The organism is Foliimonas ilicis (genome assembly GCF_039939195.1).
GTDB classification, from domain to species: Bacteria; Pseudomonadota; Alphaproteobacteria; order Rhizobiales; family Rhizobiaceae; genus Foliimonas; species Foliimonas ilicis.
The window spans coordinates 1-17094 of record NZ_JBDUUH010000020.1; the positions used below are offsets into that span (position 1 = coordinate 1).

Consider the following 17094-nt stretch of genomic DNA (forward strand, 5'->3'; position numbering starts at 1 on the left):
GGAATCGAACTCCAAATCGTGTAGATGGACTACCCTTTGCATCGATACCAGGTCCTCGTCGTCGGCCGATGCATGCCAACGATGGACTAATTTGCCTTGGCACGCATCGGCCGATGACGACGAGCCGCGTCCGTTTTAAGCGCATAGACGCCCGCATTTAAAGGCCGATCGATCTGGCCGAATTCTGATATATAGTCGGGCCTATAGTCAAAAATAGACTCGGTCCTACTTTAAATTGGACGGAAAGTCGTTTAAAGCTAGACATTATGATCACTACCGCCCACCTGAGATCGCTCATTGACCGAAAAGCTCGACCGATCATCGAGACAGCACTTGCCGACACGCGCGTCGTTTTGATAGCAGGCCCTAGGCAGGCCGGCAAAACAACTCTAGCAAGACAGTTCGCAGGCCCAAACCGTCCATATATCACCTTGGACGATGCCGGTGCTCTTAGCGCGGCTAAGACCGACCCGATTGGTTTTGTCCGAGGCATCGACCGGGCCGTAATCGATGAAGTACAGCGTGCTCCCGAGCTGATGCTAGCGATCAAGGAAAGTGCCGACCGCGACGATGCCCCCGGCCGATTTCTGCTGACAGGTTCAGCCAATCTGGCAACTGTGCCAGCGATCACCGACTCCCTTGCGGGCCGTATGGCCGTCGTTCCTCTTTTGCCGTTCGCTCAATCCGAAATTCGATCCACGCCGGGGCGATTTCTGGATCGCCTGTTTGCTGGGGAAGAACCTATCATCGGCGAGGATACCGTGGTGGGCGAAGACCTGCTGCAAATCGTTTTGCGTGGTGGATATCCGGAAGTTTTGCGAAGGGCCACGCCTGCCCGACGGATTGCTTGGCTGGAAGATTATGTGGCCTTAATCCTCGATCGCGACGTTCGTGATATCGCCAACATCGATCAGCTCGATCGCTTACCGCGGTTGCTAGACGTTCTCGGAGAACATGCCGGCCAATTGGTCAATAACAGCAGCTTCGGGGGCGCGCTGGGTTTATCGAGCGTCACTGCTCAGAAATATGTTGCCATTCTCGAACGGCTATTTCTGGTCAAAACGCTTGCGCCATGGTCCAACAACCGCCTGAGCCGGCTGATCAAGACGCCTAAGCTGCACTTTCTCGATACGGGATTGCTCGCCAGCTTACGAGCCGACGAAGCTGATGCCCTTCGTGAGAACAGAACACGATTTGGAGCATTGCTTGAGAGCTTCGTGGTCTCCGAGTTGCTGAAAATCGCATCTTGGTCCGATCGACGTTTTTCGTTCTCGCACTATAGGACAAAGGATCAGGATGAGGTCGATGTCGTGATCGAGGATCGGCGGGGCCGTATCGTCGGCATTGAGGTAAAGGCCTCCGCCACAATCAAAGCCGAGGATTTTCGTGGATTGCGCCAGTTGCAGGAAGCCGTCGGTGAGCGCTTTGTGCGGGGACTAGTCCTGCATGATCACGACCGCTTGACACCCGTGGGAGACAAATTGCAGGCAGCACCGCTGTCCCTTCTATGGACCATGTGAACCAGATTGAGTTCCGTGCTGCGACTTTCAAAGCGAGCCATCCGCTGCATTACGCTCATCGGATGAGAACTGATCGAGGTGCGATTTACACGGCCTGGCGTCTGGCGGCGAAAGCACCGGGTGGTGTTCCGACGTGGCGCGAAAAGGCCATGCTGAATGAACTGACCGACCCGTAGCCGACGCGCCGCGCGAGTTCGGCCATCGCGATATTGCCCCTCACCAGCATGTCCTTTGCCACTGCCATCCGCCAAGCCGCTACATATTCCATGGGCGTTGATCCGACCTCGCCGCGAAAGCGGTCAAAGAAGGTGGAGCGCGACATGCCCGCTGCAGCGGCCAGGCCTTGAACAGACAGGCTTGCACCGAGGTCTGCATGGATCTGCCGCAACGCCAGGGCAAGTTGGGGATCGCCAAGGCCGCGGAGCAAACCGGGTTCTGCCATAGTGCTTTCGGCGGAGCGCAAAGCCTCGACCAGCAGCAGTTCCAAAAGCCGCCCGAGAACCATGTCGCGCGCGGCACGATCGCTTTGCGTCTCTTCCTGGATCATCTGAACGAGCGCGATTAAGCGTTTGTGCGCGGGTGCATGGATGACCGCCGGCAGGAGCGAAACGAGCATCTCCCGGTCAGGCGAGGCAAAGCTGCAGTGGCCCACCAGACACCGCACATCGGTCGGTGCTTCCTGTTCGCCCAGGCTGAACATGCCCGGGCCGATCTCCAGCGGCAGGTGCGGGGCGCCACTTGGTGGCGGATTGATGCTCGACATCGCGAAATCCAAGACTTCCGGCACCAGCACGAAATCTCCCGTTTCAAGGACAAGCGGCGCACAGTCCCGAATGGTCAGCAGGCAGGTGCCCTCGACCATGGCGCAGTAGAACGGGCTTGCCATGTTTGTACGCTCGACGCGCCAGCGGCCGGCGCCGTTGACAAGCTTGGCGATCGAGGGTTCCGGCTTGAGCAGCGCGACAACACTGGCAAGGGGGTCAGTTGTCGAAATAGCCACAATCCGGACTTTCTCTGAATAATTATAGACTTATGAATATAGAAAGTCCGACAATCTTTGTCCATCTCTCGTCGTAGCAACGACAGGAGACACACCAATGCCCAAAATTCTTATCACCGGCGCTTCGTCGGGCTTCGGTCTCGCGACTGCGGAACTGTTCCTCGCAGAAGGATGGGAAGTCATCGCAACCATGCGCACCCCGGCGGCCCACACAATGGCGGTGCACCATCGCCTGCACATCTTGCCGCTCGACGTCACCGATGCAGCAAGCATCGCGCAGACCGTCGCAAACGCCGGCGATGTCGACGCGCTTGTCAACAATGCCGGGGTCGGCATGCTGAACGTGCTGGAAGGCGTAGACACCGCCAAAGCCCGTGAACTTTTCGAGACCAATGTCCTCGGCGCGATGGCCTTGACCCAGGCTGTCTTGCCGGGCATGCGCACGCGCCGTGCCGGCGTCATCGTCAACGTCAGTTCCAGCGTCACGCTGCGCCCCTTTCCAGCACTGTCGGTCTACAGCGCCAGCAAGGCCGCCATCAATGCGTTCACGGAAAGCCTTGCACTCGAGATTGCGCAATTCGGCATCCGCACGCGGCTTGTCCTGCCGGGGTCGGCACCGACGACCGCCTTTGGAATGAACGCCGTGAGGCGCATGGGAATGAACGTCCCGGCGCCCTATGAGGCTTTCGTACAGGACTATGTTTCAATGATGCGCGGCTCGACTGAGAAAACAGAGGCCGAAGACGTAGCACGGGCAGTATGGCGCGCCGTGACGGAGCCGGATTCGCCAATGCGCCTACCCGCAGGTGCCGATGCTGAGACAATCTTCAGCCAGACAGCCACCCAGGCCAACAATTGAGCGGAATGGTCTTGTTGACCCGCCGCCGCACAGGGGCGCCAAAAGGATGACAACACATGAACAATCTCATCGATCTGTCGCACTCCATACCAACGCCCCAGGCCGAATTGACCGTGGCCTATGCCCCGATCACCCTGCCCTTGGCCGGACGCACCCCCCTTGAACTGCGCCTGACCGGCCCGGCCAGCGGCGGCGCAATGCCAATCGTGCTGCTGTCGCACGGCGCCGGTCCGTCCAAATATATTCCGTCGAAGGATGGATACGCCCCTCTGGCGCAGTTCTGGGCTGAGCGCGGCTTCGCCGTGATCCAGCCAACCCATGGAAATTCTCCTGTGGGTGGCCTGCCGAACGACGCTCCCGGTGCGCCTTACTTCTGGCGCCAGCGTGTATCCGAGATGAAGGCAATTATCGACCATTTGGATGAAGTGGAACAGCACGCGCCAGCAATAGCGGGTCGCCTCGATCACCGGCGCATCGCGGCTGCCGGCCACTCTTTTGGCGGCCACACGGTTAGTCTGCTTCTCGGCGCGGAGCTTGCGGGGGAGAGCTTTGCCGATCCGCGCATATCGGCGGGCGTTCTTTTAGCAGCACCGGGGCGTGGTGGCAGCGAGCTCACCGCGCAAAGTGCGGCACGCTTTCCATTCTTCAACGTCGATTTCGCGCACATGACAACCCGCAGTGTTGTAATCTGCGGCGCGGACGACAACCCGCACTTTACGTCACGCGGCCCGGAGTGGCACGCGGATGCCTTTTACGACAGCCCGGGAGCCAAGGCTCTCGTCACCCTGCATGGCGTTGGTCACGGATTGGGCGGCATTGCTGGTCTGGATGCAAAGGAAACGGAATTTGAGGCGCCGGACAGTCTTGAGGCGACGCGGCGGCTAAGCCTGTCCTGGCTCCGCACCGCACTTGGCGTTGATGTAAATGCCTGGCCGTCTGCAATCGCTTCACTCGACGGAACCGCAAGTACGTTGGCGCACGTAATCCTCGCCACCGACGCCTGAGGCCATACCTGCCGTATGATAAGTTTGAAAGTGCACGCAGATCATGCATAGAAAAGTGCTGCCGCCGGTCTCGCCAATGGACAACGCAGGAGTCGAATCACGCCCGATGGCCCACACACGCTCGCCGATCTCTTCTATGGTCGATCGCAACTTCTGGTACAACATTTCATGTTCGCGCCGCGATGGAAGGAAGGTTGCCCGACGAGGCGGGCGATGTCTTTCACACCTACTCCACCTTCGGGCGCGGTGTGGAGGTCATGATGGGCACTCACTCCTTGCTCGACCTCATGCCGAAGGGACGCAACGAGGTCGAGGGAATGGGGGGACTGGATGCGCCGTCACGATCGCTACGAGTAGCCGCCCAGAGACGGGGCATGGTGACTGCACGGCGATCGCTAGGCAGCTGTTGTCATATCCGCTTTCAGGGAAACAGAAGCACCCCTGTCTACGACCGAGTTGAAGGCGCGAAGCCACCATTCGCAGAGTAGGCCGGCAGAGATCAAAGCCGGACGACTCGATCTGGTCTTGATCGAGCTCGAACCGCTGACCTTCGCTGTTGCGCCAAGGGCCGCGACGTCTAGGCCACGACTAACGCCAGGGACCCCTAACCAGGCTCGCTGGCCCAGTCTTCATGTCCATGGCGTATTCGGACCACGAGAACGGCTTCGTTTTCTTCAATACGATAGACAACAAGGTGCGCTTTAAACGGATGAATCCTGACTGGCGGCGAAATTTCTTCTCGCTCACGCGCCATTCGCGGATTTACGGCAATGATGTCGAACACTGCGAACAGCTCATCATGATACCACCTTGCCTGTGCGGGTCCGAACATCTGGACACCTTGCTCGGCGATCGCAATGACGTCTTCTTCCGCTTCGACAGATAAGCGGAACCTCACTTACCTGCTGCCGCGCGTCGTTTCCGCCCGCGCGACAGCCGCGGTAAAGAGTTCGTCCTTTGATCGGCCGCCAATACCACTTTCGAGACCTTGATCGACGAATCTTTGCATAGCCGCAACCTTATCGCTGCGCGCTTGATCCTTCCGGATCAGATCACGCACATAGTCACTGGAATTGGAATATCGTCCCGTTCTGGCTTGAGCCTCAACCCAATCTTTCATTGGTTCCGGTAGGGATACGTTCATCGTAGCCATTGAAGCCTCCGTATTGCGTTCAAGCTACAGGAACATGGCAAAGTTTGTCAAACGCGGAACGGGTGGTTTGTTTGGCAGTGTCTCTCCGAAAGTGCGACCGATACGGCAGCTTATCTTTCCACGCGACGGCATATCCGCCAGATCAAGAAGTTTAACCGTCTCACTGCCGTCGAAGTCGAGCGTCTCAGTGCTTGCTTGCATCTTCGGTCATTTCGGCACTGCTAAGCGATTACCACCCGCCGTTGAAAAGATTTCCATCGATAAACCATAAATCTTTTCAAGTTGTTCGGAAGTCATGATGTCCTCGGGCGCACCTCGACTTGTAAGTTTTCCCGAATGCAATGCGATGATCTCGTCACAAAAACGCGACGCCATGTTTACATCATGCAGCACGACTATCACGCCAAGTGCTTTCTGAAGGGATAGTTTCTGAATGAGCGAGAGCACTTCGATCTGATGCGCGATATCGAGTGCCGAAGTCGGCTCATCCAGCAGAAGGCATTCAGCGTCCTGCGCGATCAGCATTGCGAGCCAGACGCGTTGACGCTCACCACCGGAAAGCGTGTCGACGAGACGATCTGCAAAGCCGCCAATGTCGGTCAGCGAAATCGCCTCATCGACTTTTTCACGATCGATCTTGCCGAAGCGCCCAAGCGCGCCGTGCCAAGGATAACGCCCGAGCGCCACGAGCTCGCGCACAAGCATACCGTTCGCCGTAGGCGTCTGTTGTGGAAGGTAGGCAAGCTTTCGGGCAAATGCGCGATCGGCCCACGATGCCAGCGGTTTTTCGGCGAAGTCTATCTCACCGGATGTAGCGCTTTGCTGCCGCGCTAGTATCTTCAGAAGTGTGGATTTGCCGGACCCATTATGTCCGATCAACCCGACAACACGCCTATGTGCAACTTCCAGCGAAAGCGGCGCGAGCAATGTTTTTCCGGAAACACTGAAGGACACCTCCCTGAGCCGAAAGAGCGGATGCGGATCGCTGGTTGAAGCCGCAGGAGGAAATCCTTCGGTCATGCTTTTGTCTCGATTTCGAGCGGGCAGGTCTTGCAGAGGCTCAGGGAATCCATCCGGTAGCGCAGGCAGCAAAGTTTGCGCTGCCGCTTTTCACCGTCGACGTAGCGAACCGGCTCGAACAGGAAATTCTTCGAGCCATCAGGCCATTTGCGGGATGAGAATAGGCTGAGTGCTGCGGTCACTCCTGCGTGGTCGGCACCCAATAATTCTTCGCACGCGCGGACGACATTTTCGGCAACGTTGCCGGCATTGCTCCACAAAACCTTTGTTGGGATTCCGCTGACTTTTGCCAGTGAAGAAAACAAGGGCGCGAGATGATGATCCAGTATGTTCCCAAAACGCTGCCTGACATCGCCATGCGCAGCGTTGTGCCCATCAGGATCGACGCGAAACGCAACGGTGTGACCATCTTCGGAAAGAACGACCCCGATTTTATCGATGCTTAAAGGCAGTGCGGTGTCTGCAATTATGATTGCCGCCATTGAGGCTGGAAGCAGCTTCGAGATATGCCATTTGGACCAGAGGGTCGCCACTGCGATGGGTTCTGGGGTGTTATAGTTCTTCGAGAACCGTTCAAGGCACGCTCTGAGTGTATCTTCTTCAAGCAATTTTTGGCCGGAAATAAAGGCGCGCGTATCGTCCTGCCCGACAAAAGATTCGCCGAAATCAGATAGATCGCCCGTCAATATCGATGCGAGAACCGGGATCATCGCTTCAACATCGCAACAATGAAATACAAGCCGCCAATACCTGTCGCAAACAATCCCGCCGGTATTTGCCAAGGGAATGCGACGTTTCGGCCAAGCCAGTCGGCAAGCACCATCAGGATACCGCCGAGCAGCGCCCCCACGTAGGTTTGCGCAAGCGGCCCCCGCACATTCGCCATCCTCGTCATATGCGGGGCCATCAGGCCGACAAAGCTCAAAGGTCCGACAAAAAGTGTCGCCGCACCTGTCATGCATGCAGTTGCGATGACCACCAGAAATCTGCTGCGAGAGGGCGGAACGCCGAGGGACGCAGCCGACGGGCGGCCAAGCGGCAATATCGTCAGCCATCGCGTAAAGAGTGGCACAATCGCAAGCGCAGCAAGCGCGCTGAGCAGAACCAGCCATGCTTCGCTGGCGGTCACAGAATAGGTCGAGCCCGCCATCCAGACCATAACGCGCAGCATGCGGGCGTCGCCAAGAAACATGAGAATGGACAGGACCGACGAAAGAAGCGTTCCGATTGCCGCACCGGCAAGAAGCATCGTGGTCGACGCGTTCGCGCTGCCACGACTGAACCAAAGCACGATCCAGAGAACCAGTCCTGTCGCAAGGCATGACAGGAGCATCATTGCCGACCTATCCATCTGGGGCAGGAAAAGCGTCGCGATAAGAAGAACGAAAGCCGCACCCGAGGAGATCCCAAGCAGTTCCGGGCTTGCCATTTCATTGCCCGTCAGCCGTTGCAGGAACGTTCCGGCCATGCCCAGCATCATTCCCGCACCGAGCGCTGCAATCACACGCGGCAGACGCCAAGGCATCAGCGTTTCGAGCGTCGCTCCAGTGGCCAGAAACCAGCCATCCGGGTTGCGACCAATGAGAAGTGCCGAGCCAAGAGCGACGACCAAGCTGGCGGCAAGAACCGCGCCGCCCAAGATCATCGCGCGGTATGATTTTAGCTTCTCATTTGAATGCTGATTGCGTGTTTCGAGTTGCGGTCTTAGCCGCCGAAGCATCCATAACAGAAGCGGCGCGCCCACCACCGCAGTAACCGCACCGGCCGGAATTTCCATTCCGCCGGACACTATTAACAATGCCTGATCGGTCAGCGCGAGCAGGCCAGCCGCAGTCAGCGGTCCAGCAATCAGGCGATCGGACAATCGCCGCGCGCCAGCGCCGCGCGCTATCGCCGCACCTGCAAGGGCGATAAAGCTGATCGGGCCGACAGAACCCGCAACGATTGCGCACGCAGCCACAGCTACCGCAATGGCCGCAATACGAACCACGTTCAATGAGACGCCTAAGCTTCTCGCCCCTCCTTCGTCCAGTTCCAGAATTGCCAGTGGCCGCGCCATTAGCGAGGTCAGAATGAAAATGAATGCAAGACGGGGAAGAAGGTCGAGAACGCCCTGCCAATTGTTCTGAACCAGCGAGCCGCTATCCCACACGAAAAGATCGCCCAACGCCTCGAAATGGACCATCACAAGCATGGAGCCGAATGCGCCGAGCGATAGCGAGAGGATGAGCCCGGAAAGGATGACCGAGGTGGGAGAAAATCCCTGACGCGCAGCGAGCAGGAGAATGACAAGCGTTGCCAGACCGCCGCCTAAAAACGATACTACATCCCATCCAAGGTCGAGAAATCCAGGTGCCCAAAGCAGGCAGAGCGCCAGCGCGCATTTGGCCCCGGCGAAAACGCCAAGCGTACCGGGTTCGGCGAGCGGGTTGCGCAAAACTTGCTGGAATACGACGCCTCCGAGTCCGAGAGCCCCTCCGCACAAAAGCGCCATTGCGAAACGCGGTAGCATGACATTGCGTATCGTCAAATGGGCAAGGTTTTGAGGATCCTGACCCAAGAGCGCGGCAGACCATTCACCGACCTCAACCACACCGGCAAGGTTTGCGAAAAGGAAAGCGAGCGACACTGCGATCAGCGCCACGCCCAACGCGACCGACTTGTCGACCGGAGCTGCAATTGTCGCGCTTTCACCCATCGGCAGGGAGACTTTCGACCAATTGCCGGGCAAAGCGGATGGATGAATAAACACCGCCGCTAGGGTAGATGACCGGCATGGCAACCACTCGCCCAGCCCGGACCGCAGGCAACGCGTTCCAGATCGAACTTGCGGCCAATTTGCGCATTGCCTGAACGGTTTCGCGTCCACGATCGAAATGCACGATGATCGCGTCCGGATTTTCGGCTAGCTGGTCGATACCCGCAGAGGTGACGCCTGAGGCGTTCACCCGCCCTTGCCATGCATTCGAAAGGCCAAGGCGTTTGACCACGTCGCCAACCATGCCATTGCCTCCAAACAAAGCGACATTCCGACCATTCTCCGAAAACCGGCAAATATAGACCGGACGCTTGGCTCTCGCCTTTACCGCGCCACGCGCTGCCGACAGTTCCGTCTCGACGCGACGTATCCACAGCGAGGCTTCACCTTGAGTTTCCGTAAGGTCCGCCAGTTGGTTCATCAGGTCGATATTGTTGTCCACGGCCGAAACCGACGGCGCGATGGTCGCCAAAGGGATCAATGGCGCGATGCGTTTCAACGGCGCAAGACCGCTTACCTGCCACTCGGAAGCCAGGATTGCGTCTGGCGCGAGAGCCTGCAGAAACTCCGCATTGGGCTCGTTCAAAGGCCCAAGATCGTTCACGGATTTGGGCAAGATAGGTTCGGCTACCAGTCGTGCGTAAAGTGGACCGTTGGCAATAGCGATTGGCGCTACGCCGAGCGTTAGCAGAAGCTCTGTCGGAAGGAGATCCAGCGAAACGAGGCGCGTTTTGTTTTCTGCGAACGCATTTCGAAATGGCGCAAAAGCGAATGGGGCGGACAACGCCGCCCCCAGCATTACGCGTCTCGTGACGCGACAACGCCTTTGCATCATGTAATCTTATCCTACCACTTGACGGAAAGCGTTCCGGTGACAGCGAGCGGCTCGCCATAACGGCAACCCGTCGAACCGGTGCATGTGTAGAACTTCTTGTCGAATAGATTGCGCGCATTCACCGTCAGGCTGACGCCGTCATATTTCTTGTCGATCGCACCGAAATCATAGCTGACCATGGCGTCGGCCAGAACGTAGGAGGGCGTCTTCACCGCTACGCCAAGCACATCGATGCTGTCGGTAACGTTGCCCTTGCCGACGTAGCGCAAACCACCGCCAACCTTCACACCCTCCAATCCAAGCGTATCGAGCTTGTAATCAGCCCACAGTGCAAATGTATGCTCCGGAACCAGATCGACTTGCTGACCGATTTCATATTCCAGTGCGCTCGATAGGATTTTGGCATTCGTGTAGGAATACGCACCGATAATGCCCAGATCACCAAATTCAGCGCGCGCTTCCAGTTCCAGACCGCGCGAGCGCACTTTTCCTATCTGGTAAGAATCGCCGAACTCATCGAAGCTCAAAACATTGGTCTGCGTCAGATCGTAGATTGCGGCGCTCAACAAAAGATTGGAATCTATCGGCTGGTAACGGACACCGAGTTCATACTGCATGCCTTCATTTGGCTTCAGCGCTTCACCGGTCAGCGCATCTGCACCGATCTGCGGTGAGAACGACTGGCTGATGCTTGCGTAAGGTGCGATCCCGTTTTCGAATTCATAGACGACACCAGCGCGACCCGTAAAAGCAGAATCCTTCTGGCTTGTTTCGATACCCGAAATGCGCGCAAGCGACGTGCTTTCGCTCCAGTCGTGACGACCGCCAAGCACAAACGTCCAATTGTCGTATTTGATCTGGTCCTGCAAATAGATGCCGAACTGATCTCCGAGATTGTCGCTGCCGCGGTCACGCGCAAAATCGATGTCTGGATATCCCGAATAGACAGGATTATCGACGTTCAGCGGGATGAATCCTGTACCGCGATAACGTTCGCTCTCGTAGCTGCGGCGATAGTAATCCAGGCCCAGAAGAACCGTGTGTTCGGCGGCACCTGTCTGGAAGCTTTTTTCGACGGACGTGTCTGCAGTGATACCGTAGGAACTTTCATTGCGCTTACTCGCCAGGCGGTCGAGATCGCCGTTTGCGTCCACTGTCGCGAGGTTACCGAACATGTAGTCCCACTTCACGTCGGACTTGAAATATCGGGCGTTCTGGCGAAGCTTTATGCCATTGTCGAATTCGTGGTCGAACGAGTAGCCCACCGTGTAGGCATCGCCGATATAACGGTCGAAGTCAGGCTCGCCCAAAAACCGATCGCGCGGAATACGCCCGGTGCTGACATCTTCAAAGTTCAGCGGGGTCGCAAAGCGCGTGTTCACATGCTGGTAGCTGGCAAGGAGCGTCAACGAGGTTGCCGCGTCGGGCTGCCACGTCAAAGCGGGCGCAATGTAGACCTTGTCGTCCGGCGTTTCGTCGACCCAATTGTCGGCATCACGAAGCAAACCGGTCAGGCGATAGCGCAGCGTTCCTGCCGCATCGATTGAATCGCTCAGATCGACGGAAACCTGCTTTCGATTGTAGCTGCCATATTCGACATTCGCCTCGCGCAAAGGCTCCGGCGTTGGGCGCTTCGACACTGCGTTGACCAAACCACCCGGCGACAATTGCCCATACAGCACCGACGATGCGCCTCGGACCACTTCGACCCTCTCGAGGCCATAAGGCTCCTGACCGCCATCGTAGACGTTGGACTGATACTTCATCCCGTCGCGCAGCATGCCGCTGTTGCCGGCAGCGATGTTGAATCCGCGCATCGTGATGTCGTCCACCATACGGCTGAACGTTTGCGACTGCACTGCGACGCCGGGCGTGTAGGTGAGGGTGTCGGAAAGAGACACGGCCTTCTGGTCGGTGATCTGGTCTTTGGTGACAATCGAGATGGATTGAGGCGTCTCGATGATCGGCGTATCGGTCTTGTTCGCAGACGCATTTCGTGTCGCAACATAACCCGCGATCGGGCCTGTCGGGCTTTCCCCGCTGCCTTGCACACTGACAGTATCGAGCTGGATGCTGCCATCCGGAGCAATACCTGCCGCGCTGCCAGTGGTAGGATCTGTTATCGTAACCGTATCCGCGCTGGTGAAGCTGTACGACAGACCCGAGCCCAGCAAAATTCGGGAAAGCGCCTCATTGTTCGTCAGGGGACCAGACGCGCCCGGCGAACGCTTGCCGGCTGCGAGTTGCGGGAGATAGGTGACCTGTAATCCCGTCTGTCTTCCAAACGAAGCTAGAGCCGCGTTCAGCGATCCTGAAGGTATCGAGAAGGTGCTTTGCGCTCTGACCATAGTGGGCACCGCGAGGCTCATCACACTCATGCCTGTCGATGCAAGCAACATCACCATCAGCAAGCGACGGGCATGTATTCCCGTCTTCGCTATGCTTTCCCGCTTCCCCATAACCCACTCCGTTTCACCCGCAATAGCGCGCCGCTGTTTTGCGTCGGCCTCTATGATGAGACGAGCGAGATGCCCGCTTTTTCTCCCCCCTGTTCGGAAAAAATCAGATGGCCGAAACGACGGTCAGCCAGGGCGAAATCTGGCGCACCTTTCCGCCATAGGGCTGCACGACGGCTTCAAGCGCAGCCATCGGCTTGTTCAGATCGAATACGCCGCTTATTCGTTGCTCCCCGAACGATGCGCTGGCAATAACGATGCGCCCATCGTGCCAACGCCTGATCTTTGCGACGAGCGATGCGATCGCCTCACGGTCGGCGAAGATCAGCCCGTCGCGCCACGCGCCGATCTGCTCCACATCGCGCGCACCACGTTCGAAAACATCGGTGCCAAATTGCAGCGTCGCCCATTCACCTTCCGAGAGGCGCTCTACGGTGTGAGCCGAACTCTCTGCAATCTTCGCATCAACAGCGCCGCTTCGCACAGAAACCGTCAGAAAATCGGAGTCCCGGCTGACGTCAAATGCGGTTCCGGTCGCTGTTGTCTCCAGTCGGTCCGCGATAACCTGAAACGGTCTCGCGTAATCTTTCGCAACATCGAAGAACGCCATACCGGCCATCAATTCGACCCTGCGGGTTGCGTCGCCGAAAGCGACCCGCAGTGCGCTGTCGGGGCCGAGAGTAACGCGGCTACCGTCTTGCAAATCGATCTCGTGAAACTCGCTGGTCGATGTCAGATAATCGGCACGCACGTGAATGAGCGCCTCTGGCCCAAACAGAAAGCCCGTTCCAGCCGCTGCAATCGTTGCGGCGCCACCCAGTATGACACCACGACGTGAGAGTATTCCAGAACGCTTCGCTTTTTTTTCGTTTCCGAGCAACGCGCCGGCCATTCCGTGGATTTCGGCAACTTCCAGCCAGGCCATGTCATGCGTAGCGCTTCGTGACCGCCATGAGGCAATCAGGTCCTGCGCAACGGAACTGGCAGGATCTGCCTGCAGACGCGTGACAAGATCCAGCGCTTCCAGAAACAACTGCTCGTCATCGTGTCGCGGTTCGTTCATCCGATCCCATATGTCGGCGCTTTGGCGGCTGCAAAAGCTGTTACATCATATTCAACGATCAGCGGAGCGGGATTTTCTGCTTGGGGCGAAATTATTCGCCGATTTCGTTTAGCTTTCGCCGGATATGGAGGTAGGCCTTCTGGACCAAATTCCAGGTTCGCGACGTTGAGAGCTGCAACTCGTCTGCAACCTGCTGTAGTGTCATTTCGCCCATTCGATGGAGCACAAAGGCGCGACGCGTCTTCTCCGGAAGTTCCAGAAGGGCAGTTTCCAGCAAAGCTATGCGCTGACGGTCGTGGAGCACTGTGTCCTGCAAAGGTGTCGTGTCGGCAGCTCGTTGCGCCTCTTCGCAATTCAGATCAAGAAATTCGACACGGCTGTCACGCCGCCGCAAATCGAACGACAGATTTCGCGCAACGCGATGCAAATATGCGCGTGGGTTCTCGAGATCGCCGACATGCGCTGCCGTCATGACTCTGACGAAGGTGTCCTGCGTCAGATCGGCAGCCGTCTCCGCATTGTGGCCCAGCCGCAAAAGGCTACGCTTCACTTCATGCGCGTGTCGAACAAAGAGACGTTGAAGATCTCGCATGGTTGTTTTCCGGACGAACTGCGATCTTTAGGCAATCCGAATAATGTCGAATGATGGCTTCGGGCTTTCGCATAGGCGAGGTTGAATTTTGTCGCAATGGCAATGATTTAGCCTGATCGGAAGAGCCAACAGGCAGTAGACGCTATTAGATGATTAAAACTGTCATGTTTTCTGGCAGTTAGGCTCGCTCCTCATGCTGGTTGGACATTCAGCCAGTCCATATCGAATGCTTTGTTTTGGCGGAGACTGTTGCCGACGCGCCACGGAAAAGCGTTTCGACGCTACCTAACCCGTGATCACCGGCTTATTGCTTATGTCCTTATCCGATTGGCAGACTACCGTGAGAACGATCAAGCGCTTCATACAGGTAGGGCAAACTGTCTATCACCGTCTCTCGCGGTCAAATCCAGCTTCAACGTGCGGATCATCTTGGCAGGTGTGCTCAAGGAGCCGTGACCCGGCTTCCCCCGAGCAGCTTGCGGGCACGCGTCGTCGATCTCGTAGTGCTCATCGGAGTTCTCGATCATCCGTATCCTGGTGTCTGCCATTGCCACGCATGCTGACATGTATCTACAGCATGCGATTTTTGACGAGTGCCAAAGGATACCTCATCACCCAAGCCTATCTAACAGAGGCTAAATCCGGCGACGTGCGACTTTTCCTCATGAATGGAGAACCCCTCATAAGCGGTGGCAAATATGCTGCTCTCAAGCGAGTACCGGCGAAGGGAGATATTCGCTCCAACATTCACGCATCTGGCACAGCCCGAAAAGTAAAAGTTACGGACTCGATGCTGTCCGTGGCGGCGACAGTCCGTCCCAAGCTACTCGAGACAGGGATGTTTCTGGTCGGGCTCGACATCGTCGGTGACAAATTGCTGGAGATAAATGTCTATACACCAGGGGGCCTGGGTAGATTGACGAAAATGTATGGCGTGAATTTCGCGGAAGCCGTCATCCTATCTCTCGAAGAAAAACTACGAATCCGCTCGTCATATGGTCGCGCGTTAACGAATGCGCGTCTGGCAACGCTCTGACGAGGCGCGCTCGGGTGTTGTCACATTGTCTGAATTAAGGCGCTGAAGGACATCGCTCCGGTTCACAAATGAATTGAAGCGCGACGGCCTTCCATCCAATCGATAGGCGGCATTGGCTGGCGCTGGGAATCCGAAACGGAAACCAAGGGTTCATCGTCAAATTCACGGTAAAAACAAGCCAGATCGAGCAAATCCAGTCGTCCGTGCCGTGTCATGATCGTTGGCTTGTCCAGAGAGCGCACCATCTGAAAATGGATCAGGTCGGTGTGGAAATGCGGCACGTCGAAATTGCTGGCCATTTGCCGGACCTCTTCCAGCATAAGCAAATGATGAGGTAGCGTGTCAGTCACTGAAGGGTCGAGCCGCAGACTGGAATTGCTGCAATTTATCAGTCGCGCAGATGTCCTGGAACTCGGTGGCGTCGGATGTCAGACGTTCGAACTTCCGAAGGCAGCGCGCAATCACTATTTCCATTAAAAGCTTCTTCCATCATTGTCCCTGTGGTAGAATATCTCTCGCGAACCGTCGAAACCAATCCGGTAATAAGGCCGGTTTTTCATGGTATCCTGCAGCGACTATAGCCGATGAAACTCAGGCAGAGCATACGGTTCTGTAACTCCGCGGACGGCACCCGCATTGCGGTCGCTTCCTGCGGCGACGGACCGACGATCTTGCGGGCAGCGCATTGGTTGAGCCATGTCGACTACGACCTTGAAAGTCCCGTGTGGCGACCTTGGCTGCATGCGCTTTCGGCCCATAATCGTTTCGTTCGATACGATCCACGCGGCTGCGGCCTTTCCGACCGGTACGTTGCCGACCTGTCCGTTGAAGCTTGGCACACGGACATGGATGCCGTTGCCGCATCGATCGAAGAGGAGCGCTTCGTTCTCCTGGGACTTTCGCAGGGCGGCGCACTGGCTATTTCATACGCCCTGAGACACCCGGAACGGGTATCGCATCTGGTGCTTCTGAACGCCTATGGACGTGGTGGGCGGGCTCGCGCGAAAACGGATGACGAGCGGTTGGAAGCCGAAATGCTTGTCAACTTTATACGTATAGGATGGGGACGGGAAAATCCGGCGTTCTGTCGGTTTTTCACTAATCTTTTTATCCCGGACGGGACACCGGAGCAGCATCGCTGGTGGGGTGATCTCGAGCGGGTGACTGCAAGTGCCGATGTTGCTTCGCAATTGCTTTGGCAGATGCAGGGGATAGACGTGCTCGATATAGCCTCCAAACTCCGCGTCCCGACGCTGATCGCACACAGCCGAGGCGACATGCGCGTGCCGTTTGACGAAGGCTGCAGGCTTGCAGCCGCAATCGCGGACGCACGCTTCGTGCCGCTCGAAAGCAAGAACCATGTCCTCCTGCCGGGCGAGCCAGCCTGGGATGTGTTCCAGTCCGAGCTTTCTGCCTTCCTTGGACAAGATGCACCAAAGCAGCCACGCGGAATTTGCGAGGCCAAACTGACACCGGCCGAGGCAGCCATACTCGGTTTAGTTGCGGAGGGGCTCGAAAACCGTGCGATTGCTGAACGCCTGGGCAAGAGCGTGAAAACCATACGGAACCAGCTATCCGCCATCTTCAGCAAGCTTGGCGTGCACAACCGTTCGCAAGCGATAGTCTTGATGCTTTCCAAATAGCGAGTGAGCGCTACGTGCCCGACGTCGCGTCCAGCACGAGTTGGGACTTCTGTCCCGTTCCTGATGCCTATTTCATTGCCCGCGAAGGACAGCCGCCTCATTCGCGTCAGCGCGACGGAACATATCCTCCAACCTGCGGGGCGGCCGCTGGCTCT

General features: G+C 57.2%; 15 protein-coding genes and 2 pseudogenes. 6 read left to right on the forward strand and 11 right to left on the reverse strand.

Annotated elements, in window-relative coordinates; genetic code table 11:
- The first annotated feature begins 266 nt into the window (after positions 1 to 266).
- Positions 267 to 1520: an ATP-binding protein gene (locus ABFT80_RS27500; RefSeq protein WP_347975136.1), complete on the forward strand. Its 1254-nt coding sequence runs from the start codon at positions 267 to 269 to the stop codon at positions 1518 to 1520.
- Between the two features lie 85 nt (positions 1521 to 1605).
- On the opposite strand, the gene ABFT80_RS27505 is transcribed toward ABFT80_RS27500, so the two are convergent.
- Positions 1606 to 2520 (reverse strand): helix-turn-helix domain-containing protein, encoded by a 915-nt coding sequence (locus ABFT80_RS27505; protein ID WP_347975137.1) that lies wholly within the window; start codon positions 2518 to 2520, stop codon positions 1606 to 1608.
- A 97-nt stretch (positions 2521 to 2617) separates the two neighbouring features.
- Between ABFT80_RS27505 and ABFT80_RS27510 the strand changes: the two genes are divergently transcribed.
- The 3 genes and pseudogenes from ABFT80_RS27510 to ABFT80_RS27520 form a co-directional block, all read left to right on the forward strand.
- Positions 2618 to 3379 (forward strand): SDR family oxidoreductase, encoded by a 762-nt coding sequence (locus tag ABFT80_RS27510; protein ID WP_347975138.1) that lies wholly within the window; start codon positions 2618 to 2620, stop codon positions 3377 to 3379.
- 56 nt (positions 3380 to 3435) lie between these two features.
- Positions 3436 to 4383 (forward strand): alpha/beta hydrolase family protein, encoded by a 948-nt coding sequence (locus tag ABFT80_RS27515; RefSeq protein WP_347975139.1) that lies wholly within the window; start codon positions 3436 to 3438, stop codon positions 4381 to 4383.
- Positions 4384 to 4482: 99 nt separating this feature from the next.
- Positions 4483 to 4740, forward strand: a pseudogene (locus tag ABFT80_RS27520) (DUF899 family protein); the annotation flags it as partial.
- A gap of 247 nt (positions 4741 to 4987) precedes the next feature.
- On the opposite strand, the gene ABFT80_RS27525 reads toward ABFT80_RS27520, so the two are convergent.
- The 9 genes from ABFT80_RS27525 to ABFT80_RS27565 form a co-directional block, all read right to left on the reverse strand.
- Complete coding sequence (locus ABFT80_RS27525) at positions 4988 to 5281, reverse strand: type II toxin-antitoxin system RelE/ParE family toxin (RefSeq protein WP_347975140.1); 294 nt, start codon at positions 5279 to 5281, stop codon at positions 4988 to 4990.
- Complete coding sequence (locus ABFT80_RS27530) at positions 5282 to 5536, reverse strand: type II toxin-antitoxin system ParD family antitoxin (RefSeq protein ID WP_347975141.1); 255 nt, start codon at positions 5534 to 5536, stop codon at positions 5282 to 5284.
- Between the two features lie 207 nt (positions 5537 to 5743).
- On the reverse strand, positions 5744 to 6556 hold the full coding sequence (locus tag ABFT80_RS27535) for an ATP-binding cassette domain-containing protein (protein WP_347975142.1): 813 nt from the start codon (positions 6554 to 6556) through the stop codon (positions 5744 to 5746).
- Positions 6553 to 7266 carry a siderophore-iron reductase FhuF gene (gene fhuF, locus ABFT80_RS27540; RefSeq protein WP_347975143.1) on the reverse strand — a complete coding sequence of 238 codons (714 nt, stop codon included), beginning with the start codon at positions 7264 to 7266 and terminating at the stop codon, positions 6553 to 6555. Before fhuF ends, ABFT80_RS27535 begins: the two co-directional genes overlap by 4 nt.
- Positions 7263 to 9254 carry a Fe(3+)-hydroxamate ABC transporter permease FhuB gene (gene fhuB, locus ABFT80_RS27545; RefSeq protein WP_347975144.1) on the reverse strand — a complete coding sequence of 664 codons (1992 nt, stop codon included), beginning with the start codon at positions 9252 to 9254 and terminating at the stop codon, positions 7263 to 7265. Before fhuB ends, fhuF begins: the two co-directional genes overlap by 4 nt.
- Positions 9247 to 10098 carry an ABC transporter substrate-binding protein gene (locus tag ABFT80_RS27550; RefSeq protein WP_347975145.1) on the reverse strand — a complete coding sequence of 284 codons (852 nt, stop codon included), beginning with the start codon at positions 10096 to 10098 and terminating at the stop codon, positions 9247 to 9249. Before ABFT80_RS27550 ends, fhuB begins: the two co-directional genes overlap by 8 nt.
- 62 nt (positions 10099 to 10160) lie before the next feature.
- The gene (locus tag ABFT80_RS27555) at positions 10161 to 12608 is read right to left on the reverse strand and encodes a TonB-dependent siderophore receptor (RefSeq protein ID WP_347975146.1); all 2448 of its coding nucleotides are present in this window, start codon (positions 12606 to 12608) and stop codon (positions 10161 to 10163) included.
- Positions 12609 to 12711: 103 nt separating this feature from the next.
- Positions 12712 to 13668: a FecR family protein gene (locus tag ABFT80_RS27560; RefSeq protein WP_347975147.1), complete on the reverse strand. Its 957-nt coding sequence runs from the start codon at positions 13666 to 13668 to the stop codon at positions 12712 to 12714.
- Between the two features lie 91 nt (positions 13669 to 13759).
- Positions 13760 to 14260, reverse strand: coding sequence for an RNA polymerase sigma factor (locus tag ABFT80_RS27565; protein ID WP_347975148.1), 501 nt, complete (start codon positions 14258 to 14260; stop codon positions 13760 to 13762).
- A gap of 592 nt (positions 14261 to 14852) precedes the next feature.
- Here ABFT80_RS27565 and ABFT80_RS27570 point away from each other — a divergent pair.
- Positions 14853 to 15296, forward strand: a pseudogene (locus ABFT80_RS27570) (ATP-grasp domain-containing protein); the annotation flags it as partial.
- Between the two features lie 62 nt (positions 15297 to 15358).
- Here the strand turns inward: ABFT80_RS27570 and ABFT80_RS27575 are convergent.
- The gene (locus ABFT80_RS27575) at positions 15359 to 15595 is read right to left on the reverse strand and encodes a glycosyltransferase family protein (RefSeq protein ID WP_347975150.1); all 237 of its coding nucleotides are present in this window, start codon (positions 15593 to 15595) and stop codon (positions 15359 to 15361) included.
- A 285-nt stretch (positions 15596 to 15880) separates the two neighbouring features.
- Here ABFT80_RS27575 and ABFT80_RS27580 point away from each other — a divergent pair, with 285 nt between their 5' ends.
- On the forward strand, positions 15881 to 16939 hold the full coding sequence (locus ABFT80_RS27580) for an alpha/beta fold hydrolase (protein ID WP_347975151.1): 1059 nt from the start codon (positions 15881 to 15883) through the stop codon (positions 16937 to 16939).
- The last annotated feature ends 155 nt before the right edge of the window (positions 16940 to 17094 follow it).

Bases quoted from the DNA above. Each gene is read 5' to 3' on its own strand.
- ABFT80_RS27500 (WP_347975136.1), top strand. From the start codon at position 267: ATGATCACTACCGCCCACCTGAGATCGCTCATTGACCGAAAAGCTCGA.
- ABFT80_RS27510 (WP_347975138.1), top strand. From the start codon at position 2,618: ATGCCCAAAATTCTTATCACCGGCGCTTCGTCGGGCTTCGGTCTCGCG.
- ABFT80_RS27515 (WP_347975139.1), top strand. From the start codon at position 3,436: ATGAACAATCTCATCGATCTGTCGCACTCCATACCAACGCCCCAGGCC.
- ABFT80_RS27530 (WP_347975141.1), bottom strand. From the start codon at position 5,536: ATGGCTACGATGAACGTATCCCTACCGGAACCAATGAAAGATTGGGTT.
- ABFT80_RS27535 (WP_347975142.1), bottom strand. From the start codon at position 6,556: ATGACCGAAGGATTTCCTCCTGCGGCTTCAACCAGCGATCCGCATCCG.
- fhuF (WP_347975143.1), bottom strand. From the start codon at position 7,266: ATGATCCCGGTTCTCGCATCGATATTGACGGGCGATCTATCTGATTTC.
- fhuB (WP_347975144.1), bottom strand. From the start codon at position 9,254: ATGGGTGAAAGCGCGACAATTGCAGCTCCGGTCGACAAGTCGGTCGCG.
- ABFT80_RS27555 (WP_347975146.1), bottom strand. From the start codon at position 12,608: ATGGGGAAGCGGGAAAGCATAGCGAAGACGGGAATACATGCCCGTCGC.
- ABFT80_RS27560 (WP_347975147.1), bottom strand. From the start codon at position 13,668: ATGAACGAACCGCGACACGATGACGAGCAGTTGTTTCTGGAAGCGCTG.
- ABFT80_RS27565 (WP_347975148.1), bottom strand. From the start codon at position 14,260: ATGCGAGATCTTCAACGTCTCTTTGTTCGACACGCGCATGAAGTGAAG.
- ABFT80_RS27575 (WP_347975150.1), bottom strand. From the start codon at position 15,595: ATGGCCAGCAATTTCGACGTGCCGCATTTCCACACCGACCTGATCCAT.
- ABFT80_RS27580 (WP_347975151.1), top strand. From the start codon at position 15,881: ATGAAACTCAGGCAGAGCATACGGTTCTGTAACTCCGCGGACGGCACC.